The 23427-nt window shown below is 60.2% G+C and carries 21 protein-coding genes; 15 read left to right on the forward strand and 6 right to left on the reverse strand.

Going from position 1 to position 23427, the window contains the following annotated elements; translation table 11 throughout:
• Window positions 1–23: 23 nt before the first annotated feature.
• The gene (locus AB4N44_RS23835) at window positions 24–392 is read right to left on the reverse strand and encodes a YkgJ family cysteine cluster protein (protein WP_034155003.1); all 369 of its coding nucleotides are present in this window, start codon (window positions 390–392) and stop codon (window positions 24–26) included.
• Between the two features lie 301 nt (window positions 393–693).
• On the opposite strand from AB4N44_RS23835, the gene AB4N44_RS23840 reads away from it, so the two are divergent.
• Window positions 694–2043: a spinster family MFS transporter gene (locus tag AB4N44_RS23840; protein WP_160038593.1), complete on the forward strand. Its 1350-nt coding sequence runs from the start codon at window positions 694–696 to the stop codon at window positions 2041–2043.
• Between the two features lie 185 nt (window positions 2044–2228).
• On the opposite strand, the gene rapA is transcribed toward AB4N44_RS23840, so the two are convergent.
• Window positions 2229–5075, reverse strand: coding sequence for an RNA polymerase-associated protein RapA (gene rapA / locus AB4N44_RS23845; RefSeq protein WP_127926121.1), 2847 nt, complete (start codon window positions 5073–5075; stop codon window positions 2229–2231).
• Window positions 5076–5317: 242 nt separating this feature from the next.
• On the opposite strand from rapA, the gene AB4N44_RS23850 reads away from it, so the two are divergent.
• The 3 genes from AB4N44_RS23850 to ccoM all read left to right on the forward strand — a co-directional run bounded on the left by AB4N44_RS23850 (window position 5318) and on the right by ccoM (window position 6177).
• A complete protein-coding gene (locus AB4N44_RS23850; RefSeq protein WP_077571425.1) occupies window positions 5318–5659 on the forward strand; it encodes an aspartate-semialdehyde dehydrogenase in 342 nt (113 codons plus the stop codon).
• A gap of 97 nt (window positions 5660–5756) precedes the next feature.
• Window positions 5757–5918, forward strand: a complete 162-nt coding sequence (locus AB4N44_RS23855; protein WP_095119184.1) for a hypothetical protein — start codon at window positions 5757–5759, stop codon at window positions 5916–5918.
• A gap of 145 nt (window positions 5919–6063) precedes the next feature.
• Entirely contained in the window at window positions 6064–6177 is a 114-nt protein-coding gene (gene ccoM / locus AB4N44_RS23860) for a cytochrome c oxidase subunit CcoM (RefSeq protein WP_003222396.1), read from the forward strand.
• Window positions 6178–7191: 1014 nt separating this feature from the next.
• Here ccoM and AB4N44_RS23865 read toward each other — a convergent pair.
• Window positions 7192–8667, reverse strand: a complete 1476-nt coding sequence (locus tag AB4N44_RS23865) for an inorganic phosphate transporter (RefSeq protein ID WP_034153067.1) — start codon at window positions 8665–8667, stop codon at window positions 7192–7194.
• A gap of 374 nt (window positions 8668–9041) precedes the next feature.
• Window positions 9042–9242 (reverse strand): hypothetical protein, encoded by a 201-nt coding sequence (locus tag AB4N44_RS23870; RefSeq protein ID WP_127926122.1) that lies wholly within the window; start codon window positions 9240–9242, stop codon window positions 9042–9044.
• 651 nt (window positions 9243–9893) lie between these two features.
• Here AB4N44_RS23870 and pcaR point away from each other — a divergent pair.
• From pcaR to pcaC, 11 genes are all read left to right on the forward strand, one after another.
• Window positions 9894–10736 (forward strand): pca regulon transcriptional regulator PcaR, encoded by an 843-nt coding sequence (pcaR, locus tag AB4N44_RS23875; RefSeq protein WP_007917109.1) that lies wholly within the window; start codon window positions 9894–9896, stop codon window positions 10734–10736.
• Window positions 10737–11030: 294 nt separating this feature from the next.
• On the forward strand, window positions 11031–12377 hold the full coding sequence (locus AB4N44_RS23880) for a 4-hydroxybenzoate transporter PcaK (protein WP_160038595.1): 1347 nt from the start codon (window positions 11031–11033) through the stop codon (window positions 12375–12377).
• Window positions 12378–12649: 272 nt separating this feature from the next.
• The gene (locus tag AB4N44_RS23885; protein WP_099758203.1) at window positions 12650–13507 is read left to right on the forward strand and encodes a CoA transferase subunit A; all 858 of its coding nucleotides are present in this window, start codon (window positions 12650–12652) and stop codon (window positions 13505–13507) included.
• A complete protein-coding gene (locus tag AB4N44_RS23890; RefSeq protein WP_064393051.1) occupies window positions 13507–14286 on the forward strand; it encodes a CoA-transferase subunit beta in 780 nt (259 codons plus the stop codon). Before AB4N44_RS23885 ends, AB4N44_RS23890 begins: the two co-directional genes overlap by 1 nt.
• Window positions 14283–15488 (forward strand): 3-oxoadipyl-CoA thiolase, encoded by a 1206-nt coding sequence (gene pcaF / locus AB4N44_RS23895; protein ID WP_460107237.1) that lies wholly within the window; start codon window positions 14283–14285, stop codon window positions 15486–15488. Before AB4N44_RS23890 ends, pcaF begins: the two co-directional genes overlap by 4 nt.
• A 36-nt stretch (window positions 15489–15524) precedes the next feature.
• Complete coding sequence (gene pcaH, locus AB4N44_RS23900; RefSeq protein ID WP_008080089.1) at window positions 15525–16229, forward strand: protocatechuate 3,4-dioxygenase subunit beta; 705 nt, start codon at window positions 15525–15527, stop codon at window positions 16227–16229.
• Between the two features lies 1 nt (window position 16230).
• Window positions 16231–16797, forward strand: a complete 567-nt coding sequence (gene pcaG, locus AB4N44_RS23905) for a protocatechuate 3,4-dioxygenase subunit alpha (RefSeq protein ID WP_095119179.1) — start codon at window positions 16231–16233, stop codon at window positions 16795–16797.
• Window positions 16798–16984: 187 nt separating this feature from the next.
• Window positions 16985–18283: an MFS family transporter gene (locus tag AB4N44_RS23910; protein ID WP_122845035.1), complete on the forward strand. Its 1299-nt coding sequence runs from the start codon at window positions 16985–16987 to the stop codon at window positions 18281–18283.
• Between the two features lie 46 nt (window positions 18284–18329).
• On the forward strand, window positions 18330–19694 hold the full coding sequence (locus tag AB4N44_RS23915; protein WP_460107234.1) for a 3-carboxy-cis,cis-muconate cycloisomerase: 1365 nt from the start codon (window positions 18330–18332) through the stop codon (window positions 19692–19694).
• Window positions 19695–19706: 12 nt separating this feature from the next.
• Window positions 19707–20498: a 3-oxoadipate enol-lactonase gene (gene pcaD / locus AB4N44_RS23920; RefSeq protein WP_150775304.1), complete on the forward strand. Its 792-nt coding sequence runs from the start codon at window positions 19707–19709 to the stop codon at window positions 20496–20498.
• Between the two features lie 10 nt (window positions 20499–20508).
• Window positions 20509–20901: a 4-carboxymuconolactone decarboxylase gene (gene pcaC / locus AB4N44_RS23925; protein WP_025110738.1), complete on the forward strand. Its 393-nt coding sequence runs from the start codon at window positions 20509–20511 to the stop codon at window positions 20899–20901.
• A 122-nt stretch (window positions 20902–21023) separates the two neighbouring features.
• Here the strand turns inward: pcaC and AB4N44_RS23930 are convergent, their stop codons facing one another.
• Together AB4N44_RS23930 and AB4N44_RS23935 are read right to left on the reverse strand one after the other, a co-directional pair.
• A complete protein-coding gene (locus AB4N44_RS23930; RefSeq protein WP_460107231.1) occupies window positions 21024–21827 on the reverse strand; it encodes a methyltransferase domain-containing protein in 804 nt (267 codons plus the stop codon).
• 279 nt (window positions 21828–22106) lie between these two features.
• Window positions 22107–23366, reverse strand: coding sequence for an OprD family porin (locus AB4N44_RS23935; protein ID WP_150749359.1), 1260 nt, complete (start codon window positions 23364–23366; stop codon window positions 22107–22109).
• Between the last annotated feature and the right edge of the window lie 61 nt (window positions 23367–23427).

Here is a 23427-nt window from a genome sequence, read left to right on the forward strand (position 1 = left end):
TCATAGCGATTGGCGCTAAAGGCTCAAGCGATCTGTTCGAAAGGAATTTGCGCCCAGTCCGGTTGCAGCGGCGGCAAGCCAAAACGCGCGCGGGCCTTATCGCAGTCGACATTCTGTTCGCCGTTTTCCCAGGACGATTCGAATTCACGGCAGGGGCTGGAGCGCAATTCGTAAATCGAGCACTTCACCTCGCTGCCGACTTCGCCGACCAACGCCGTGCAGCGCGGCGATTTGCAGTCGGTGCCGTTCATCGCCACCCGACTGGGGCTGATTTGCGTGACCAGTTCATCGGGCACCGTGCCGCCGGAGGAAGCGCACTCACCCCAGAAAAAAGACACGCGAAAATGGGAACAGCAGGCACCGCAATTCAGACACGGACTGACTTCGGACATGGGCGGGGGTATCAAAGGGATTGATCGGGAGATCCGGACGGATCCGGCGGCCATTCTAGGCTTTGCCGCAGACTTGGGAAGGGGGGTGCGAAACTATTTTTTTGTGGCAAGGTTTTGCCGCAAAAGCCCCGGTTTCAGGGGGATTGCTGACTTATCAAGGGCTTACGTTTCGTTACAGTGCCATGGCCCGATATCAGGCAGACGAATGATCACAGACAGCCCCGTCATGCCTGACTAGATTGCAGGTTCCGGGCTCGGATGCGTTGGCAGTGAAGCCCTATAACAATAAAGAGACGGACCCATGCAGAACTCGACCCAAGCGGCGAATGCCTGGCGCATTCTGTTCCTGCTGTTCCTCGCCAACCTGTTCAACTTCTTCGACCGCACCATTCCCGCGATCATCATCGAGCCGATCCGCATGGAGTGGCACCTCAGTGACTTTCAACTGGGCATCGTCGGTACCGCATTCACGATTGTTTACGCGATTGCCGGGCTGCCGCTGGGGCGCATGGCCGACACCGGTTCGCGCAGCAAGCTGATGGGCTGGGGCCTGGCGACGTGGAGTGCGCTGACGGCGGTCAACGGCCTGGTCGGCAGTTTCTGGAGCTTTCTGATCGTGCGCATGGGCATCGGCATCGGTGAGGCCAGTTATGCACCGGCGGCCAACTCGCTGATTGGCGATCTGTTTCCGGCGCATCGTCGGGCGCGAGCCATGGGCATTTTCATGTTGGGCTTGCCGCTGGGCCTGTTGCTGGCTTTCTTCACCATCGGCTGGATGGTCAAGGCGTTCGACAGTTGGCGCGCGCCGTTCTTTATTGCGGCGGTGCCGGGGCTGCTTCTGGCGATTTTCATGTTCTTTATCAAAGAGCCAAAGCGCGGCGCAGCGGAAACCGTGCAGGTTTCGCAAGAGAAAGTCGACAAGCCAATCCGCCGGATTCTGGCGGTGCCGACCTTTCTCTGGCTGGTGATGGCCGGGTTGTGCTTCAACTTCGCGACGTATGCCTGCAACTCGTTTCTGGTGCCGATGCTGCAGCGTTATTTCCTCATGCCGTTGCAGGAAGCAGCGGTGGCGACCGGGGTGATTGTTGGTGTGACCGGGCTGGTCGGGCTGACGCTGGGTGGCTGGATTGCTGACAAGATTCACCAGCGTGTGGCCAATGGTCGGTTGTTGTTCGCCGCGTTCAGTCTGATTATTTCGACGTTGTGCACGGCGTGGGCGCTGCATGCCGGGCGTATCGAGATTGGTGTGTTTGTCGCGGTGTTCAGTGTTGGTTGGCTGTTTGCCTACAACTTCTACACCTGTGTTTACACGGCGATTCAGGATGTGGTCGAACCACGTTTGCGGGCGACGGCGATGGCGTTGTTCTTTGCCGGGTTGTATCTGTTGGGCGGTGGTTTGGGGCCGGTGGTGGTCGGTGGCTTGTCCGATCACTTTGCGCATACCGCGATGGCGGCGGCGGGGGCTGAGCAGATGACCGAGGCGTTCAAGGCAGTCGGGCTGCATGATGCGATGTACCTGATTCCGGTGGCGCTGTTTCTGACGATGGTCTTTCTGTTTCTGGCGGCGCGGTGTTTTGTGCGCGATGCGCAGCGGATGAAGGAAGGGCTGGTTGCTGTGGTTGAGCCAGAGGTCGCAGCGGCGACGGCATGATGATCGTTCCCACGCTCTGCGTGGGAACGCAGCCCGGGACGCTCTGCGTCCCTTTCCGGAGCTGGAGCGCGGAGCGTCCCCTGAGGCATTCCCACGCAGAGCGTGGGAACGATCTAAATCACAGGCAAACAAAAAGGCCCGCATCACTGCGGGCCTTTCTGTTTTCAGCGCTGGAGCAGGGCGGTTTAACCCGCCACCAACACCCGAATCGCTTCCAGACGCAATGCCGCTTTATCCAGCATCGCCAGACCCTGCTCACGCTGCTGGCGCAACGCGTCCAGTTCGCTGTCACGCACAGTCGGGTTGACCGCTTGCAACGCGGTCAGGCGCGCCAGTTCTTCGTCGGTGTCGGCCGCCAGACGGCGACGGGCCTCGGCCACGCGCTCGGCGTGACGCGGGGCGATCTTGTCTTCACCGGCGTTGATCCGTGGCGTCAACTGATCGCGCTGGGCCTGGATGAACTTGTTGGCGCTGGCGCGTGGCACGCTTTCCAGCTGATCGTTCAGCGTTTCGAACGAGACCCGTGGCGACAGATCGTTGCCATTGGCATCGAGCAGGCAGCGCAGAGCAGCTGGCGGCAGGTAACGGCCCAGTTGCAGCGAACGCGGCGCCACCACTTCGCTGACATACAGCAGCTCGAGCAGCACGGTGCCCGGTTTCAACGCCTTGTTCTTGATCAGCGCGACGGCGGTGTTGCCCATCGAACCGGACAGCACCAGGTCCATGCCGCCCTGCACCATCGGGTGTTCCCAGGTGATGAACTGCATGTCTTCGCGCGACAGCGCCTGGTTGCGGTCGTAGGTAATGGTCACGCCTTCGTCGTCGCCCAGCGGGAAACTGGCGTCGAGCATCTTCTCGCTCGGCTTGAGGATCAGGGCGTTTTCCGAATGGTCTTCGCTGTCGATGCCGAACGCGTCGAACAGGGTTTCCATGTAGATCGGCAGGGCGAACTGATCGTCTTGTTCGAGGATGTCCTCGACCAGCGCTTCACCTTCGCCAGCGCCGCCGGAGTTGAGTTCCAGCAGACGGTCACGACCGGTGTGCAGTTCGGCTTCCAGACGCTCGCGCTCGGTGCGCGCTTCGTCGATCAGCGCTTGCCACTCGCTGTCGTCGGCTTCTTCGAGCAGCGGCAGCAGGCGCGGGCCGAACTGGTGCTGCAAGGCGTTGCCGGTCGGGCAGGTGTTGAGGAACGCGTTCAGCGCTTCGTGGTACCACTGGAACAGGCGCTCTTGCGGGCTGGTTTCCAGGTAGGGCACGTGCAGTTCGATGATGTGCTTCTGGCCGATCCGGTCGAGACGGCCGATCCGCTGCTCGAGCAAGTCCGGGTGCGACGGCAGATCGAACAGTACCAAGTGGTGAGCGAACTGGAAGTTGCGACCTTCACTGCCGATTTCCGAGCAGATCAGCACTTGCGCACCGAACTCCTCATCGGCGAAGTAAGCAGCGGCGCGGTCACGCTCAAGGATGTTCATCCCTTCATGGAACACCGTGGCCGGGATGCCGGAACGCACGCGCAGGGCGTCTTCCAGGTCCATCGCGGTTTCGGCGTGGGCGCAGATCACCAGCACCTTGGTGCGCTTGAGCATTTTCAGCTGATCGATCAGCCACTCGACGCGCGGGTCGAATTTCCACCAGCGTTCTTCTTCGCTGGCGTCCGGTTGCGCCTGGAAGCTGACTTCCGGGTACAGCTCGGCGTGTTCGCCCAGCGGCAGTTCGAGGTATTCGTCCGGGCACGGCAGCGGGTACGGGTGCAGTTTGCGCTCCGGGAAACCCTGCACGGCGGCACGGGTGTTACGGAACAGCACGCGGCCGGTGCCGTGGCGATCGAGCAGCTCACGCACGAGGCGGGCGCTGGCTTCGGTGTCGCCATCGTTGACCGCCGTCAGCAGCGCTTCGCCTTCGTTGCCGAGGAAACCCTGGATGGTTTTGTGCGCTTTGGCCGAGAGACGGCCCTTGTCGAGCAGTTCCTGCACGGCTTCGGCCACCGGGCGATAGTTGTCGCTCTCGGCGCGGAAGGCGGCCAGGTCATGGAAACGGTTCGGATCGAGCAGACGCAGGCGAGCGAAGTGGCTGTCCTGACCGAGTTGTTCCGGGGTCGCGGTGAGCAGCAACACACCGGGGATGGTTTCAGCCAGTTGCTCGACCAGGGTGTATTCCGGGCTGGCTTTTTCTTCGTGCCAGACCAGGTGATGTGCTTCGTCGACCACCAGCAGATCCCAGCCGGCAGCGAACAGCGCGTCCTGCGCTTTCTCGTCGTCGACCAGCCATTCCAGCGCAACCAGCGCCAGTTGGGTGTCTTCGAACGGGTTGCTGGCATCGCTTTCGATAAAGCGTTCTTCGTCGAACAGCGCGACCTGCAGGTTGAAGCGGCGGCGCATCTCCACCAGCCATTGGTGCTGGAGGTTTTCCGGAACGAGGATCAGCACGCGGTTGGCGCGGCCCGAGAGCAGTTGGCGATGGATCACCAGACCGGCTTCGATGGTTTTACCCAGACCCACTTCGTCCGCCAGCAGTACGCGCGGCGCAATGCGGTCGGCAACTTCACGGGCTATGTGCAATTGGTGCGCGATCGGTTGCGCACGCACGCCACCCAGGCCCCAGAGCGAAGATTGCAGCTGGCGGCTGGTGTGTTCGAGAGTGTTGTAACGCAGCGAGAACCACGCCAGCGGGTCGATCTGCCCGGCGAACAGACGGTCGCTGGCCAGACGGAATTGAATGAAGTTCGACAGCTGGGTTTCCGGCAGGGTGACGGCTTCGTTCTGCCCATTGAGACCGTGATAGACCATCAGGCCGTCGACATCGTCGACTTGCTGCACGGTCATCTTCCAGCCTTCGAAGTGGGTGATGCTGTCACCCGGCGAGAACCGCACGCGGGTCAGGGGCGCATTCCGTAGCGCGTACTGGCGGGTTTCGCCAGTGGCCGGGTAAAGCACGGTCAACAAGCGGCCGTCCTGTGCCAGAACGGTGCCTAAACCAAGCTCTGCTTCGCTGTCACTGATCCAGCGTTGCCCCGGTTGATACTGCTGCGCCATGCTGCCTGACTCCCACCTTGAAAAAGCGGGCTATCTTAACGGAATGAGGGCTTCAGGGCCAAAGGATTAGGAGCAGTTGCGAGCTTTTAGCTGCAAGCTGCAAGTCGAAGCAGGCGGCGGTCATGCGTCGGTTTTACGAGAGAACAGGGCACCGGTGAGTGTTAACCCGGTCACAAGTTTGCGACCGACGGCTCAAGGCGCCTTTGCCGCAGCCGATAGCCTGCTGACAGGAGACCCTTTATATGTTGCCACCGATGCTCCCCCTGAGCGCTGTGCCGATCACTTCCCAGCAGGATCCGATCCGCCAGCGGCCGGACATTCCTCCGGTGGTGCCGGTGCAGGAAAGCTCCAACGAAAGCACGATCGATCTGCAAAAACGCGATCCGGAAGAGGATCGATTGCTGGCGCGCGAAGAACAGCGTCGCCAGCAAGAACGTGATCGCCGTCGTCGCGAAGCCGATGAAGATCCGGAAGAACACCTGGCCATACCCGGTACCGAGTTGAACGCCGACAACACCGTGCCGGTGGTGCCGCTGATGGAAGATCAGCCGCGTCAGGGTTTGTGGGTCGATATCGAGATCTGATCTTCGGCTGGTCAGCGCTGGTGTGACGTTGCATTATTGACATGGTCCTGCCGGTGATGTGGCAGTTGTGATCCTTTACTGCGATGTACTGAACGCCATGAGCCAAGACGACAAACTGATCGACCTCAGCACTGAGCGCGCCAAGCGGGTGCATGACATAAAAGAGAAGCGCCTGAACGAAGTGCGCCAGGCTTTCGAGCAGGCGATGCCGTTGGGAAAAGCCAGGAAAAAGTCGAAAAACAAGCCGAAAAAGCGTTGATCTGCCCCTGCATCCTTTGATGCAGGTCATTTAATTCCCCTCCTTTATCTCCCTTCCTTGCTGGTATTGATCCCGGTCAATTTGTGCGCCTGTGTGTTTGGTAACTTAGGTCCATCGCAGCAGAGCAGGGGCCAGGAGGCCAGTCATGTTTTTCGATAACGTGGTGTTTGCCGGGGTCCTGACTGTAGGGCTGATGGTTCTGTTTTTTGCAGGGTTTGGATTTTTTATCTGGAAGGATGCGAATAAGCGCAAGAAGTGATTCTTCTGGATTGATGAGCACGCAAGGCATTTTGGGGCGACTTCGGTTGCCCCTTTTTTTTTGACTTGGCGGCCTTTGGGCCGACCATGTTCTTGGGGGGTTGGGTGTATATCCGTTTTTTCGGGTGTTGCCACTGGCGGTTTCGCCCTTACGGCGACTCACTTTTTTTCAAACGCCAAAAAAAGTAAGCAAAAAACGCTTGCTCCTACGTGCGGCCCGCTCGCTGGGGCTCGGGGTTCCTTCGCTGCGGGATCGATCCGGGCGCAGCGCCTACGGTTTGCTTCGCTGCACCTCCTCTCGCTGTGTTTGGCTTCGCCAAACGGTCGCTGCGCTCCCACGCCCGGATCAATCCCTCCACTCAGCCTTCCGACGTCGCCTTACAGATCAAGATCAAGAGCAGGCGAGCTGACACTCGGCCTATTGAGTGGTGAAAAGCGGATGTTCGGCTTTGGAATTGTGGTGGATTTGCCCCTCACCCCAGCCCTCTCCCGAGGGAGAGGGGGCCGATTTGTGAGCCTTTCAGAATCTGAGTTCAACGCGATATCGCATGTCGGCGTACCTCCCCCAAACACCTCGATCAGTCCCCTCTCCCTCCGGGAGAGGGCTAGGGTGAGGGGCTCTTGATCTGTTTCGGAATCTGAGTTCAACGCGGTATTTCACGTCGGCGTACCTCCCCCAAACACCGCGGTCAGTCCCCTCTCCCTCTGGGAGAGGGCTAGGGTGAGGGGCTCTTGATCTGGCTTTTGATCTTGCTTCGGCTTTTGATCTTTTACCCCACCGTAGCGAGGGAACACTGAGCCTCAGCGAAGTGCCGTACGCCGGGGCAAAGCCTTAATTTGGGTTACCTTTTCGGCGTTTGAAAAAGGGACTCGCTGTAAGAGCGAAACCGCCAGCGGCAACACCCGCAGCAACGGATATACCCCCAATTCCAATTCCAATTCCAATCCCAAAACCCCAACCACAAAAAAAGGCGCGATCCTCTCGAATCGCGCCTTTCTCATGTACCGCTATCTATCAACTACCCAGCGCCTTCGACGCCAGCCAGAACAACCCGGCCGACAGCGCAACAGTCGCCGGCAAGGTCAACACCCACGCCAACAGAATGGTGCGAACCGTGCCACCCTGCAGGCCGCTCTTGTTGGCGACCATGGTGCCCGCCACGCCCGAGGACAGAACGTGCGTGGTCGACACAGGCAGGCTGAAGATGTTGGCCATACCGATCAAACTGGCAGTAGTGATCTGCGCGGACATGCCCTGGGAGTAGGTCATGCCTTGCTTGCCGATCTTCTCGCCAATGGTCAGTACCACGCGCTTCCAGCCAACCATAGTGCCCAGGCCCAAAGCCAGTGCGACCGCCAGAATCACCCAGAACGGCGCGTATTCGGTGGTGGTGGTCAGGTCTTTGCGCAGCTTGTCGAGGTCAGCCTTTTCACGCGGTTCCAGCCCCGGCAGCTTGCCAACCTTCTTCGCGGTGTCGTCCAGGCAGAGCAGGTAACGACGCACTTCAATGCGGCTTTCCGACGACAGCGAGTGGTAGTCCGCAACACCTTTGAGGGTGTGCAGCAGGGCGCTGATGGTCGGTTCGGTCTGCTGCGGGTTGCAGCGGAATTTCTCCGGCAGGTCGCCTTCTACGCTCTTGCCCAGGGCCAGGAACTCACCCAGCGAATCGGCGTTGCGCTGGTAGAACTGGCTCAGGTGCAGGGTCGCATCGCGAGTACGTTCGATCTGATAGGTGGTGCTGTTCAGGTCGAGAACGAACTGCGCAGGCACGATACCGATCAGCACCAGCATGATCAGGCCGATGCCTTTCTGGCCATCGTTTGAACCGTGCACGAAGCTCACGGCCATGGCCGAGATCACCAGGACCAGACGGTTCCAGAACGGTGGGTGCTTCTTGTCGTCGATCTTGCGGCGCTGTTCCGGTGTCTTGTGCATCTTCGACAGCGGACGCCACCACTTCAGGCCGATCAGGATCAGCGCGGCGATCAGGAAACCGGCCATCGGCGAAAACACCAGCGAGGCGCCGATGTCGATCGCTTTCTGCCAGTTCACGCCGTCGGCCAATGGAATGTCGTTGATCAGGGCGTTGGCCAGGCCGACACCGAGGATCGAGCCGATCAAGGTGTGCGAGCTGGAAGCCGGGATACCGAAGTACCAGGTGCCCAGGTTCCAGGCGATTGCCGCGGCGAGCAACGAGAACACCATCGCCAGACCATGGCCGGTGTTCACATTGATCAGCAGTTCAACCGGCAGCAAATGGACGATGGCATACGCCACGCCAACGCCACCCAGCAGCACGCCGAGGAAATTGAACACACCGGAAAAGAACACCGCCAGGTGAGGCGGCATGGCTTTGGTGTAGATAACAGTGGCTACCGCGTTAGCGGTGTCATGAAATCCATTGATGAACTCGAAGGCGAGGACAAACGTCAGGGCGAGCAAGAGGCTCACAAGCACCCAAGCATCCAGTCCGCTGAATAAATCGATCATGAAGGTTTTCTGACCCGGTCGTAAGGGGGCGCGATTATGCCAGAAAAGACTGGAAATCGATCCCCTACCTGCTCATCGGTTACACACTTCTTCGATTTAATTTGTTGCAGCGCATGAAAACCTAGCGTTCCGCAGGGTTTTTCAAGTCGTTGATTTAATTGATAAAAGCCTTTTTTAGTAGGCGATTTTACCGACGCGAAGAGGTCTCAAACGCTTGTCTGAAATATCTGTGAAACCTGTAGGACGCCCGTCCTCAGTCTGCCTGGCCGGGTGATGGCCGCTGCCCGCGGGTAGCGGGCGCGCAAGGCATCGTCGTTTCACCGCGCTTGTAACCGGTGCGGACGCAAACCTTCAAAAGATGCAAAAACCGTGGCTCAAGGCTCTTCGGCTTTGCGTTCCTTTTCGATCTTTTCGATTTCTTGCTTGAAGACCTGATCCTGAACGGTCGGGCGTTTACGCCACGCTTTGCGTTCCGGTTCTGGCTGAGCGGCGTAGGTGGTGACTTCCCCGCCGTAAACTTCCTTGTAACGTTGTTCCTGGCGCTCAAGTTCCGCGCGCAGTTCGTCTTTCGTCACAGTGCTACCTGTATGAGTTGAGTGAAGTGTCTGGTGAAACGCACTGCAACGAATCGATTGAACGAAGCCACCGAGAGTTCAATGCCAGACAGGCATTGGTTTTATCGGTGGGACGATCAAGACTTCCGTGTTACAGGCGGCTACGGCACCAGATAAAAACTGACGCAGCATCAGTTTCCTGTTTCAGCGAGCGCAGGCGTTGCATGAGTGATGCGTGTCGGGCGCTGGCCGGGCTGTTGGCGATGGACATCGCCTCAGCGGGTGACGGCCTCGGCGATTAAAAACGAGGTGCCACTGAGGTGCATTATAGCGGTCGATTCGGGAATGACTATCTTTGCCAAGTTAAAAACGGTTCCGGATGTGTGATTGTTTTGTGACTCGCAACTTTTGTCGCTAGTTGAAGTGTGCGTTGGCCGTTATTTGCCACGCGATCGGTTTTTGGCGCCATTTAGTCGAACAACTAAAGCAGTGATTCAGATAAAGGCTGAAGTTGAGCGAACCCCGGAAAGGGTTTGAAGCAAGCCGAACGGCCGATTGCGATTATCGGCCGACGGTTCGATAATCGCCCAATCTTGCAGGCCAGACGCTTGTGCATTTGCCGGCGAGCCGCTTGTATAGCCCATTGATCCGTGCCGGATAAAAGGACAAGAAATGAACGATCAAATGCGCAACTCTTTCACCTCCGTGGCGCCGCCGATCGTCGCCTCGCCGGCCAAACGCATCCAGGCGCTGACCGGTGATCCGGACTTCATGACCTCGCTGGCCCGTGGCTTGGCGGTGGTGCAGGCGTTTCAGGAGCGCAAGCGTCATCTGACCATCGCCCAAATCAGTCACCGCACGGAAATTCCCCGCGCCGCCGTGCGCCGTTGCCTGCATACCTTGATCAAACTCGGCTACGCCACCACGGACGGTCGCACCTACTCATTGCTGCCCAAAGTGCTGACCCTCGGCCACGCCTATCTGTCGTCGACGCCGTTGGCAGTGTCCGCCCAGCCGTACCTCGACCGCATGAGCGAGCAACTGCACGAAGCCTGCAACATGGCCACGCTGGAGGGCGATGACATTCTCTACATCGCCCGTTCGGCGACCACGCAGCGGCTGATTTCGGTGGACCTGTCGGTGGGCGGTCGCTTGCCGGCGTATTGCACGTCGATGGGGCGGATTCTGCTGGCAGCCCTCGATGACACATCGCTGCGTGAATACCTCGATCACGCCGAACTGGTCGCCAAGACCAGCCGCACGATCCATACACCCGATGCGCTGCTCGAATGCCTGCAGGAAGTGCGACAGCAAGGCTGGTGCATCGTCGATCAGGAACTGGAACAGGGTCTGCGCTCGATTGCTGTGCCGGTCTATGACGCTTCCGGCCAAGTGGTCGCAGCGCTCAACGTCAGCACCCACGCCGGTCGCGTCAGCCGTACCGAGCTTGAGCAGCGCTTCCTGCCGGGCTTGCTCAGTGCCAGCCGCGACCTCAGTGCGCAGTTGTTTGCCTGATGAAGCTGTTCGATAAACGCACAGTGTTGCGTTTATCGAATTGACGCTAAAACCCTCGGATCATTAATGTCGCGGCAGCGTCATCCGGCGCTGATGTGAATGAGCCCGCCGGACTGTCGACTCCCATAATAATGACAAGAGGCAACTCACCATGCGCACGCTCTCCGACTGTCTCCGCTTCACCCGCTGTTGCCGGGTTTCCCGCAACGCCTGATCCAGACCTTCTATTCTTGTGACCGTGCCGCTCTCTGGCCGGCCGCCGTTCGACTGCGTTTTTTGCGTGGAATAAAAATAATGAACCAGCCTCAGTCCGCTGTAGGTAACTGCCTCGACGTGCAGACCTTCATCAATGCCCAACCGATCTCGCGCTATCAGTGGCGGGTGGTGATCCTGTGTTTCCTGATTGTTTTCCTCGATGGCCTCGACACCGCGGCGATGGGCTTCATCGCCCCGGCGTTGTCGCAGGACTGGGGCATCGACCGCGCCAGCCTCGGCCCGGTGATGAGCGCTGCGTTGATCGGCATGGTCTTCGGCGCATTGGGTTCCGGCCCTCTGGCTGACCGCTTCGGGCGAAAAGTCGTCCTCGTCGGCGCGGTGGTGCTGTTCGGTGCCTTCAGCCTGGCGTCGGCGTACAGCACCAACGTTGAACAACTGCTGGTGCTGCGCTTCCTCACCGGCCTGGGTCTGGGCGCGGGGATGCCCAATGCCACCACGCTGCTCTCGGAGTACACCCCGGAGCGTAAGAAATCGCTGCTGGTGACCAGCATGTTCTGCGGTTTCAACCTCGGCATGGCCGGTGGCGGGTTTATTTCCGCCAAGCTGATTCCGGCGTTCGGCTGGCACAGCCTGCTGCTGATCGGCGGGATCTTGCCGTTGATTCTCGCGGTGGTGCTGCTGTTCTGGCTGCCGGAATCGGCGCGCTACCTTGTAGTCCGTAACCGTGGCACCGACAAAATCCGCAAGACCCTGGCACCGATCGATCCGGTCACTGTTGCCCAGGCCTCGAGTTTCAGCGTGCCGGAACAGAAAACAGTGAAGGCGCGCAACGTTTTCGCCGTGATCTTCTCTGGCACTTACAGCACCGGCACCTTGTTGCTGTGGCTGACCTATTTCATGGGCCTGGTGATTGTTTATCTGCTGACCAGTTGGCTGCCGACGCTGATGCGTGACAGTGGCGCGAGCATGGAACAAGCCGCGTTTATCGGTGCGTTGTTCCAGTTCGGCGGGGTATTGAGCGCGGTGGCGGTGGGATGGGCGATGGACCGCTTCAATCCGCACAAGGTCATTGGCACTTTCTACCTGCTGGCCGGGGTGTTTGCCTACGCGGTGGGGCAGAGTCTGGGGAATATCACGTTGCTGGCGACGCTGGTGCTGGTGGCAGGGATGTGCGTGAACGGTGCGCAATCGGCGATGCCGTCATTGGCGGCGCGGTTTTATCCGACCCAAGGGCGGGCGACCGGGGTCTCGTGGATGCTGGGGATTGGCCGCTTTGGCGCGATTCTCGGGGCGTGGATGGGCGCGACCTTGTTGGGCCTGGGCTGGAATTTCGAGCAGGTGCTGACGGCGTTGGTGATTCCGGCGGCATTGGCCACCACGGCGGTGGTGATTAAAGGCATGGTCAGTCATGCGGATGCGACTTGAGTTTCATGCGTAGAAATATTCGTTGAATGTTCTGGCCTATTCGCGAGCAGGCTCGCTCCCACATTTGGAATGCGTTCCCCTGTAGGAGTGAGCCTGCTCGCGATGCTTTTGATTCGATTGTTAGGAGAACAACAATCCGTTCGATAAACGAACACTCAGTCGATTATCGGATTGTTTGGCCATTTCCCCAGGCTTAATCTTCAGTGACTCCGGCGCTGAACCTCGCGCCTTTTTATCACTGGCGATTCATTACAAAAACAGGAGCCCGCTCCATGGCTGAGATCCTTTCGCTGCACGACGCGGTGAAGCAATTCGTCAACGACGGCGACACCGTCGCGCTCGAAGGCTTCACTCACCTGATCCCTACGGCCGCAGGTCATGAAATCATTCGTCAGGGCAAGAAAGATCTGACGCTGGTGCGGATGACGCCTGACCTGATCTACGACCAACTGATTGGCGCCGGTTGCGCACGCAAACTGATTTTCTCCTGGGGCGGCAACCCGGGTGTGGGCTCCCTGCACCGTCTGCGTGACGCGGTCGAGAAGCAATGGCCGCACGCGCTGGAAATCGAAGAGCACAGTCACGCCGACCTGGCCAATGCCTACGTCGCCGGTGCGTCCGGCCTGCCATTCGCGGTGCTGCGTGCTTACGCCGGCTCCGACCTGCCGAAGGTCAATCCACTGATCAAAACCGTGACCTGCCCGTTCACCGGTGAAGTGTTGGCGGCCGTGCCGTCGGTGCGCCCGGACGTGACCGTGATCCACGCACAGAAAGCCGACCGCCAAGGCAATGTGCTGCTGTGGGGCATTCTCGGTGTGCAGAAAGAAGCCGCACTGGCCGCCAAACGCTGCATCGTCACTGTTGAAGAAATCGTCGACGACCTCAACGCGCCGATGAACGCCTGTGTACTGCCGACCTGGGCCTTGAGCGCGGTCTGCCACGTGCCCGGCGGCGCGCACCCGTCCTACGCCCACGGTTACACCGAGCGCGACAATCGTTTCTATCAAGCGTGGGATCCGATCGCCCGCGACCGTGAGACGTTTACCGCGTGGATCAATGAATACATCCATGGCTGCGCTGACTTCAGCGCGTTCCAGGCCAAGTTGGCCGCTGCTTCGGAGGCCAAGTAATGACTTACACCACCAATGAAATGATGACCGTCGCGGCGGCGCGTCGCCTGAAGAACGGCTCGGTGTGTTTCGTCGGCATCGGCCTGCCGTCGAAAGCCGCCAACCTTGCGCGTCTGACCTCGTCGCCGGATGTGGTGCTGATCTATGAGTCGGGCCCGATTGGCGCCAAGCCAAGCGTGCTGCCGCTGTCGATCGGTGACGGTGAGCTGGCGGAAACCGCTGACACTGTCGTACCGACCGGTGAGATTTTTCGCTACTGGCTGCAGGGCGGGCGCATCGACGTCGGTTTTCTCGGCGCCGCGCAGGTCGACCGTTTCGGCAACATCAACACCACCGTGGTCGGCGATTATTTCTCGCCGAAAGTGCGCCTGCCGGGTGCCGGTGGCGCGCCGGAGATTGCCGGTTCGGCGAAAAGCGTGTTGATCATCCTTAAACAGTCGGCGCGTTCGTTTGTCGACAAGCTCGATTTCATCACCTCGGTCGGTCACGGCGAGGGCGGCGATTCGCGCAAACGTCTGGGCCTGCCGGGCGCCGGGCCGGTTGGCATCATCACCGACCTGTGCATCATGGAGCCGGAAGAGGGCACCCATGAGTTCGTGGTCACCGCGTTGCATCCTGGCGTGACCCGCGAGCAAGTGGTCGCGGCCACCGGTTGGGCGATCCGTTTTGCCGAGCATGTTGAAAACACCGCTGAACCGACTGAAGTCGAACTGACTGCGCTGCGCGATCTCGAAGCGCGTACTGCCGCCGCCCACGGCCAGGCACCGGGAGAAGCATGATGCGTGACGTTTATATCTGCGACGCGATTCGCACGCCGATTGGCCGTTTTGGTGGCGGACTGTCCGCTGTTCGCGCTGATGATTTGGCCGCCGTGCCGATCAAGGCCCTGATGGAGCGTAATCCATCGGTGGACTGGAACGCCATCGACGAAGTATTCCTCGGCTGCGCCAACCAGGCCGGCGAGGACAACCGTAACGTCGCGCGTATGGCGCTGCTGCTGGCCGGCCTGCCGGACAGCGTGCCGGGCGTGACCCTCAATCGCCTCTGTGCTTCGGGCATGGACGCCATCGGTACGGCATTCCGGGCGATTGCCAGCGGCGAGATGGAGCTGGCGATTGCCGGCGGCGTCGAGTCGATGTCCCGCGCGCCGTTCGTGATGGGCAAGGCTGACGCGGCGTTTTCGCGCAACATGAAGCTGGAAGACACCACCATCGGCTGGCGTTTCATCAACCCGTTGATGAAGGCGCAGTACGGCGTCGACGCGATGCCGCAGACCGCCGACAACGTCGCCGACGACTATAAAGTCTCGCGCGCCGATCAGGACGCTTTCGCCCTGCGCAGCCAGCAACGTACCGCCGCCGCGCAGGCCGCCGGTTACTACGCCGAAGAAATTGTTGAAGTACGGATTGCCCACAAGAAGGGCGAAACCGTGGTCAGCCAGGACGAACATCCGCGCGCCGACACTACGATTGAAGCGCTGACCAAGTTGAAACCGGTCAATGGCCCGGACAAAACCGTCACCGCCGGCAATGCCTCCGGCGTCAACGACGGTGCTGCCGCACTGATTCTGGCTTCCGCCGAAGCGGTGAAAAAACACGGCCTGACCGCCCGCGCCAAAGTGCTCGGCATGGCCAGCGCCGGTGTCGCACCTCGGGTGATGGGCATCGGCCCGGTGCCGGCGGTGCGCAAATTGATCGAGCGCCTGGGCGTCGCGGTCAGCGATTTCGACGTGATCGAACTCAACGAAGCGTTTGCCAGCCAAGGTTTGGCGGTGCTGCGTGAACTGGGTCTGGCGGATGACGCCGCGCAGGTCAACCCGAACGGTGGCGCGATTGCCCTCGGTCACCCGTTGGGCATGAGCGGTGCGCGTCTGGTGCTGACCGCGCTGCATCAGTTGGAAAAGACCGGTGGCAAGAAAGGTCTGGCGACCATGTGCGTCGGTGTCGGCCAAGGTCTGGCCCTGGCCATCGAACGCGTCTGACGCAAGCCGTGACGAAAAAGAACAGAGGAAAGCGACATGTCTGACAAGCCTGGTTACCGTCGTCCGCAGGAAGGCACTCAGCCTGAGTACCTGCACCCGACGTATCAATCCACCAACCTGCGCTCGCCGTCGAAGCCATTGGTGTTTCTGCCGCACTCGCTGTCGGAAATCACCGGCCCGACTATCGGCGCCGAGCGTGTGGGCGACACCGACAACGACTTGACCGCCCAGCATGAAGGCGAGCCACAGGGCGAACGCATCATCATTCACGGCCGTGTGCTCGACGAAAACGGTCTGCCGGTGCCGGGGATTCTGGTGGAGATCTGGCAGGCCAACGCCGCCGGTCGCTACAACCACAAACGCGACCTGCATGACGCGCCGCTGGACCCGAATTTCACCGGCACTGGCCGCACCGTCACTGACGCCGATGGCTGGTATCAGTTCCAGACCATCAAGCCCGGCGCCTATCCGTGGGGCAATCACCACAATGCCTGGCGTCCGGCGCACATCCACTTTTCGCTGTTCGGGCCAAGCATTCTCACCCGCCTGGTCACGCAAATGTATTTCCCGGGCGATCCGCTGCTGGCCTACGACCCGATCTACAACTGCGTGCCGGACACTTCGGCCAAGGAACGCCTGATCGCCAGTTTCGATCTGGAAAAAACCATTCCGTCCTACGCCCTCGGTTATCGCTGGGACATCGTGCTGCGCGGGCGTGAAGCCACGCCGATGGAGAAATAAGATGACGCTGACTGCGACCACGTCCCACACCGTCGGGCCGTATTACCACATCGGCCTGACCTGGCTGAACCGCGAAAACCTCACCGTCGAGCAGACTCTTGGCGAGCGTGTGGCGATCACCGGGCAGGTGGTGGATGGCAATGGCGATGTCGTCAACGACGCCATGCTTGAAGTCTGGCAGGCGAATGCCGCCGGCAAGTACGACCACCCGGAAGACGAGCAGGACAAACCGCTCGATCCGAACTTTGAAGGTTTTGGCCGGGTGCCGGTGGACGCTGAAGGGCGTTTCCGTTTCACCACGATCAAACCGGGCACGGTTGAAGGCTTGAAAGGTTCGACCCAGGCGCCGCATCTGGTGGTGCTGGTGTTTGCCCGTGGCTTGGTCAAGCACTTGCTGACGCGGATCTACTTTGAAGGCGAGCCGGCCAACGTCGATGATCCGTTGCTCGAATGTGTGCCGGCCGAGCGTCGTAGTACGTTGCTGGCCAAGCAGGACGCCTCGGGTGTTTACCAGTGGAATGTGATTCTGCAGGGCACTGATGCCGAGACGGTGTTCTTCGATTACTGATCGCTGCCTACTGATCGTTCCCACGCTCTGCGTGGGAATGCCGCCATGGACGCTCTGCGTCCACTGTGACGCGGAGCGTCACCGGATGCGTTACCACGCGGAGCGTGGGAACGATCGATATAGGATGTGGAACGGGACTGTTGCAAAGTATGTCTAGACTCTCACTGTCCCTATCGAGTGAAAAACAATGACAACCACCACTGCCTCCCATTACACCGGTGAAGAGCGCAGCAAGCGTATCTTTGCCATTGTCGGCGCCTCGTCCGGCAACCTCGTCGAATGGTTCGATTTCTACGTCTACGCCTTCTGCGCGATCTATTTCGCCCCGGCGTTTTTCCCCTCCGACAACCCGACCGTGCAACTGGTCAACACCGCAGGCGTGTTCGCTGCCGGTTTCCTGATGCGGCCGATCGGTGGCTGGATTTTCGGCCGGGTCGCCGACAAGCACGGGCGCAAGAATTCAATGCTCATCTCGATTCTGATGATGTGCTTCGGCTCGTTGCTGATCGCCTGTTTGCCGACCTATAAAGACATCGGCGTCTGGGCACCGGTGCTGTTGTTGTTCGCCCGTCTGCTGCAAGGGCTGTCGGTCGGCGGCGAGTACGGCACCACTGCGACCTACATGAGCGAAGTCGCCCTCAAGGGCCAGCGCGGATTTTTCGCCTCGTTTCAGTATGTGACCCTGATCGGCGGGCAACTGCTGGCGGTATCGCTGGTGGTGGTTCTGCAGCAATTCCTCACCGAAGAAGACCTGCGTGCCTACGGCTGGCGGATTCCGTTTGTGGTCGGTGCGGTGGCGGCATTGATTTCGCTGTTCCTGCGTCGCAGTCTGAAAGAAACCACCAACAAGGAAACCCGCGAACACAAAGACGCTGGCAGCATCGCTGCGCTGTTCCGCGATCACAAAGCCGCGTTCATCACCGTGCTCGGTTACACCGCCGGTGGCTCGCTGATTTTCTACACCTTCACCACGTACATGCAGAAGTACCTGGTGAACACCGCCGGCATGCACGCCAAGACCGCCAGCTACATCATGACCGGCGCACTGTTCCTTTATATGTGCATGCAGCCGCTGTTCGGCATGCTCGCCGACAAGATCGGCCGACGTAACTCGATGCTTTGGTTCGGCGCGCTCGGTACGCTGTTCACCGTGCCGATTCTGTTGAGCCTGAAAAGTGTCAGCAGTCCGTTCCTCGCGTTTGTGTTGATCACCGTGGCGCTGGCAATCGTCAGTTTCTACACCTCGATCAGCGGCCTGGTGAAAGCCGAGATGTTCCCGCCGGAAGTCCGCGCCCTCGGCGTCGGTCTGGCTTATGCGGTGGCGAACGCGATCTTCGGCGGTTCGGCGGAATTCGTCGCGCTGAGCTTGAAGAACATCGGCATGGAAAACTCCTTCTACTGGTACGTGACGGCGATGATGGCGATCGCCTTCCTGTTCAGTTTGCGTTTGCCGAAGCAGGCGGCGTACTTGCACCACGATCTCTAACCCGATGCGCGCGGGTCGCCTCGGCCCGCGCCGGCAAGGACTGTTTATGACTCAGCGACCGGGCAATCAATTGTTCGATGCCTACTTCACTGCCCGCGATATGCGTGAGGTGTTCTGCGATCAGGGCCGCGTGCAGGCCATGCTCGACTTCGAAGCGGCGCTGGCCCGGGCCGAGGCGCGGGTCGGTCTGATTCCTTCTGCGGCTGTCGCACCGATTGCTGCGGCGTGTAACGCGCGGTTGTATGACTTTGCGGCGCTGGGCGAGGCGATTGCCACGGCCGGCAATTCGGCGATTCCGCTGGTCAAGGCGTTGGGCAAGCAGATTGCTGCCAGCGACGCTGAAGCCGAACGTTACGTGCATTTGGGTGCGACCAGTCAGGACGTAATGGATTCCGGTCTGGTGCTGCAATTGCGTCAGGCACTGGAATTGATTGAAAGTGATCTGGCGCAACTGGCCGATTCTCTCGCCACCCAAGCGCAACGTCATGCCGCTACGCCGCTGGCCGGACGCACTTGGCTGCAACACGCGACGCCGGTGACCCTGGGCATGAAAATCGCCGGATGGTTGGGCGCTGTTACTCGCAGCCGCCAGCGTCTGCGCGAACTCAAGCCGCGTCTGCTGGTGCTGCAATTTGGCGGTGCTTCCGGGACGCTCGCAGCCTTGGGCGAACAAGCCTTGCCGATTGCCGAAGCGCTGGCTGAAGAACTGCAACTGACCTTGCCCGAACAACCGTGGCACACCCAGCGTGATCGCGTGGTCGAGTTCGGCGCGGTGCTCGGTTTGATCGCCGGCAGCCTCGGCAAATTCGGCCGCGACATCAGCCTGTTGATGCAGACCGAAGCGGCTGAGGTTTTCGAACCCTCGGCGCCTGGCAAGGGCGGTTCGTCGACCATGCCGCACAAACGTAATCCGGTCGGCGCGGCGGTGTTGATCGGCGCGGCGACGCGGGTGCCGGGTCTGGTCTCGACGCTGTTCAGCGCGATGCCCCAGGAACATGAACGCAGTCTCGGCCTGTGGCATGCCGAATGGGAAACCTTGCCGGAGATTTGCTGCCTCGTTTCCGGTTCGCTACAACAGGCACGCTTGTTGGCCGATGGCCTGGAAGTCGATGCCGAGCGCATGGGCCGCAACCTCGAATTGACTCAGGGGCTGGTGCTGGCCGAAGCCGTCAGCATCGTCCTCGCCCAGCGTGTCGGCCGCGACACCGCGCATCATCTGCTTGAGCAATGCTGCAAACGCGCGGTGGCCGAGCAGCGCCATTTACGCGCAGTGCTAGGTGATGAACCGCAAGTCACTGCTGAGCTGAGCAACGCTGAACTCGATCATCTTTTGAACCCCGCCCATTATCTCGGTCAGGCGAAAACCTGGGTCGAGCGCGCGGTGGCCGAACACAACGCATTGTCTGACTGAAAGGAGAGGGCTGTGGCTTTCGTTCAACTCGCCGATGGCGAACTGCATTATCAAATCGAGGGCCCGGTCGATGCGCCGGTACTGGTGTTGTCCAACTCGTTGGGCACCGATCTGCACATGTGGGACGCGCAGATGCCAGCGTTCACCGAGCACTTTCGCGTGCTGCGTTTCGACACCCGTGGTCACGGCAAATCGCTGGTGACGCCGGGCCCGTACAGCATCGAGCAACTCGGTCACGACGTGCTCGGTCTGCTGGATGCACTGCATATCGAGCGTGCGCATTTTTGCGGACTGTCGATGGGCGGCTTGATCGGCCAGTGGCTGGGCATCAATGCCGGGCATCGTCTGAACAAGCTGATCGTCTGCAACACCGCAGCTAAAATCGGCGATCCGTCGGTGTGGAACCCACGCATCGAAACCGTGCTGCGCGATGGCGCGGCGGCGATGGTTGCCCTGCGTGATGCGTCGATTGCCCGCTGGTTTACTCCGGATTTTTCGGCGGCGCATCCGGCGGCGGCCAAGCAGATTACCGACATGCTCGCAGCGACTTCGCCTGAAGGTTACGCGGCCAATTGTGCGGCGGTGCGTGATGCCGATTTCCGCGAGCAACTGGCGTCGATCAATGTGCCGTTGCTGGTGATCGCCGGGACTGAAGATGCGGTGACGCCGCCGTCTGGTGGGCACTTCATTCAGGAACATGTGCGCGGTGCCGAATACGCCGAGTTCTATGCGGCGCATCTGTCCAACGTGCAGGCCGGCGCAGATTTCAGTGATCGTGTCTTGGCGTTTTTGCAGGCTAAGTGAGGAAGTTTTTGTGGACGAGAAACAACGTTACGACGACGGCATGCAAGTGCGCCGCGCAGTGCTGGGTGATGCGCATGTCGATCGCAGCCTGACCACGCTGACCGAGTTCAACTCGGAGTTCCAGGAGATGATCACCCGGCATGCCTGGGGCGATATCTGGACGCGTCCGGGTTTGCCTCGGCACACGCGTAGCCTGATCACCATCGCGATGCTGATCGGCATGAACCGCGAAGGTGAGCTGAAACTTCACCTGCGTGCGGCGGCCAATAATGGCGTGAGCCGGGGCGAGATCAAGGAAGTGATCATGCAGAGTGCGATTTACTGCGGGATTCCGGCGGCGAATGCGACGTTTCATCTGGCTGAATCTGTGTGGGATGAGCTAGGAGTTGAATCCCGGGAGTGAGGTTGTTGCCACTGACGCCTTCGCGAGCAGGCTCGCTCCCACAGGGAAATGCATTCCAATGTGGGAGCGAGCCTGCTCGCGAAAGCGGCAGACGCCGTTGCGCATCAATCAGCACAACTCATTCAAACCGTGGCAACAATAAATATCCGCTTGAACGCAAACAACGTACGCCCATCCCCCTCCTGCGGATAATGCTCATGCACCCGCATCAGGTAGTGATAGATAAACCGCGTCTGTTCCTCTGGACTCAGCGCCTGCATCACCGGCCGCAGCGCCGAGACTTTCACCCAGTCGTACACCGGTGATTTGCCGTCGACTACCTGCAACTGCTCGGTCTCCCAGATATCCAGCGACGAGGTCAGCGGCGCGAGCAAACGGTAGTAATCCTCCAGTGCCAACAACGGCCGTGCGGCCATGCGCTGACGCAGTTCTGGTGTGCCTATTGGCGTGCCGCCGGGGCCGCCGTCTTCGAGGGTGTCGAGCATCAGCCGATACCACAGCGCATCACGCCAGTCCGGCATGTGCGCTGCCAGACAACCGCCGGAATTCAGATAACCGAGCAGGTGCGGCAGCAGCGTTTCATGGCCCCCGATAAAGTGCAGTACGGCGGCAGCGAGCAGCAGATCCGCTGGCTGCTCCGGCCGCCAGTCGAGCAGATCGCAACACTTCCACTGCGCCCGGATCGGCAGACAGCGCGCTTCATCGAGCATCTGCGTGGAGCTGTCGACGCCCTGCAACTGCGCGCGCGGCCAGCGTTCGGCCAACAACTGCGTGGCAATGCCGGTGCCGCAGCCAAGGTCGTAAATGCGTTGCGGGTTGGGCAGGTCGACACGGTCGAGCAATTCATGGACTGGGCGTTGCCTGAGACGGGAAAACTGCTGGTACGCCTTGGCGTCCCAGTCGGGTGTTGCGAGACGAGAGATCATTGAGGTGGTCCTCCGGTGATCGTTGGTGTCTTCCGATGACAACCTGGCTCCCAGCTTGAGGACCGACTACGACGACGGAAGCGGAAAGGTGAAGCACCTGAATCCTTCAGGTTTTGTCACTTTACCTGCCGGCCGGCGAAGTGCCACTTCTCCTGACCAATGGCTCAGAACCAATGTGGGAGCGAGCCTGCTCGCGAAGGCGGTGTATCAGTCAACATCTCTGTTGAATGTTAAGCCCTCTTCGCGAGCAGGCTCGCTCCCACAGGGGAATATCAGTGTTTAGAGGAGGCTGATCGGGTAGCTGACGATGAGTCGATTCTCGTCAAACTCGTTATTGCTGAAGTCCCGACGCATGGTCGAGTTGCGCCATCTGACGTTCAGATCCTTCAGCGCGCCGCTCTGCACGGTGTAGCCCAGTTCCGATTCGCGGCCCCATTCCTTGCCGTCGGTGATCGTCCCGGTGTGCACGTTGTCGCCGCTGATGTAGCGGTTCATCAGGGTCAGGCCGGGGATGCCCAATGCCACGAAGTTGTAGTCGTGACGCAGTTGCCAGGAGCGTTCCTGCGCATTGTCGTAGCTGGCGTTGTAGCTGTCGTTGGCCAGCGTGCCGCCGCTGGTGCCGTTGACGCGCATCCAGGCGCTGTCGCCGGTGAGTTTCTGCAGGCCGACGTAGAAGGTGTTGCCGCCGTACTTCGCCGAGAACATCCCCGACCAGGTTTTGTTGTCGAGGTCGCCGGCGCGGGCGCTGCCATCGTCCTTGCCGTAGAAGAAGCCAAGGTTGGCGCCGAGGGTCCAGTCGCCGAGTGGCTGGCTGTGGATCAGGTTGACGTATTGCTGGCTGTAGATGTCTTTGAGTTCGGCATTCCACAGGCCGATCTGTGTGCGTTTTTCGTTGAAAACGTACTCACCGCCCTGAAAGTTGAAGCGATCAGAGGTGAATGCCGCTTTGCCGGTCATCGACATGTCGCTCATGCTGCTGTCGTCGCGCGGGCTGTTGGCGCGGAACTGGCCGCCGTAGAGGGTCAGGCCGTCGATTTCCTTCGAAGTGATCTGCCCACCGCGGAAGGTCTGCGGCAGCGAGCGGCCGTCGTCCGAACGCAGGATCGGCAGCACCGGCATCCACTCACCGACCTTCACTTCGGTCTGCGAAAGCTTGGCTTTGAAGGCGACGTTGGTTCGGCCGAAGTTGTCGGCCGGACGACCGTCGCGATCCAGCGGCAATAACTGGGTGCCGCCCGTGCCTTTGCCGCCATCGAGCTTTACCGAATACAGGCCGAGCACATCCATGCCGAAGCCGACGGTACCTTGGGTGAAGCCGGATCTGGCGTCGAGAATGAAGCTCTGCGTCCATTCTTCAGCCTTGCCCTGGGCCTTGGTCGGGTTGGTGAAGTTGCGATTGATGTAGAAGTTGCGCAGGTTCAGGTTGACCTTCGCGCCCTCGATGAAGCCGGCTTCTTCAGCCGCAGCGGGCAGCGCCGCGCTGGCTAGAGCCAGGGCGATCAGACCGGGAAATGCGTAAGGCGCAGGGGAAGCTGTCATGGGCTCGGGTCTCTCTTGTTTTTTTAAGGCGAACGGGTGCGCTGCCACCGGTTTTCGGGGT

This window comes from Pseudomonas sp. S3_C06, assembly GCF_054667675.1.

What these genes read in the sequence shown, in the direction of transcription:
- AB4N44_RS23835 (WP_034155003.1), bottom strand. Translation starts at nt 392, where the DNA reads ATGTCCGAAGTCAGTCCGTGTCTGAATTGCGGTGCCTGCTGTTCCCAT.
- AB4N44_RS23840 (WP_160038593.1), top strand. Translation starts at nt 694, where the DNA reads ATGCAGAACTCGACCCAAGCGGCGAATGCCTGGCGCATTCTGTTCCTG.
- rapA (WP_127926121.1), bottom strand. Translation starts at nt 5,075, where the DNA reads ATGGCGCAGCAGTATCAACCGGGGCAACGCTGGATCAGTGACAGCGAA.
- AB4N44_RS23850 (WP_077571425.1), top strand. Translation starts at nt 5,318, where the DNA reads ATGTTGCCACCGATGCTCCCCCTGAGCGCTGTGCCGATCACTTCCCAG.
- AB4N44_RS23855 (WP_095119184.1), top strand. Translation starts at nt 5,757, where the DNA reads ATGAGCCAAGACGACAAACTGATCGACCTCAGCACTGAGCGCGCCAAG.
- ccoM (WP_003222396.1), top strand. Translation starts at nt 6,064, where the DNA reads ATGTTTTTCGATAACGTGGTGTTTGCCGGGGTCCTGACTGTAGGGCTG.
- AB4N44_RS23865 (WP_034153067.1), bottom strand. Translation starts at nt 8,667, where the DNA reads ATGATCGATTTATTCAGCGGACTGGATGCTTGGGTGCTTGTGAGCCTC.
- pcaR (WP_007917109.1), top strand. Translation starts at nt 9,894, where the DNA reads ATGAACGATCAAATGCGCAACTCTTTCACCTCCGTGGCGCCGCCGATC.
- AB4N44_RS23880 (WP_160038595.1), top strand. Translation starts at nt 11,031, where the DNA reads ATGAACCAGCCTCAGTCCGCTGTAGGTAACTGCCTCGACGTGCAGACC.
- AB4N44_RS23885 (WP_099758203.1), top strand. Translation starts at nt 12,650, where the DNA reads ATGGCTGAGATCCTTTCGCTGCACGACGCGGTGAAGCAATTCGTCAAC.
- AB4N44_RS23890 (WP_064393051.1), top strand. Translation starts at nt 13,507, where the DNA reads ATGACTTACACCACCAATGAAATGATGACCGTCGCGGCGGCGCGTCGC.
- pcaF (WP_460107237.1), top strand. Translation starts at nt 14,283, where the DNA reads ATGATGCGTGACGTTTATATCTGCGACGCGATTCGCACGCCGATTGGC.
- pcaH (WP_008080089.1), top strand. Translation starts at nt 15,525, where the DNA reads ATGTCTGACAAGCCTGGTTACCGTCGTCCGCAGGAAGGCACTCAGCCT.
- pcaG (WP_095119179.1), top strand. Translation starts at nt 16,231, where the DNA reads ATGACGCTGACTGCGACCACGTCCCACACCGTCGGGCCGTATTACCAC.
- AB4N44_RS23910 (WP_122845035.1), top strand. Translation starts at nt 16,985, where the DNA reads ATGACAACCACCACTGCCTCCCATTACACCGGTGAAGAGCGCAGCAAG.
- AB4N44_RS23915 (WP_460107234.1), top strand. Translation starts at nt 18,330, where the DNA reads ATGACTCAGCGACCGGGCAATCAATTGTTCGATGCCTACTTCACTGCC.
- AB4N44_RS23930 (WP_460107231.1), bottom strand. Translation starts at nt 21,827, where the DNA reads ATGATCTCTCGTCTCGCAACACCCGACTGGGACGCCAAGGCGTACCAG.
- AB4N44_RS23935 (WP_150749359.1), bottom strand. Translation starts at nt 23,366, where the DNA reads ATGACAGCTTCCCCTGCGCCTTACGCATTTCCCGGTCTGATCGCCCTG.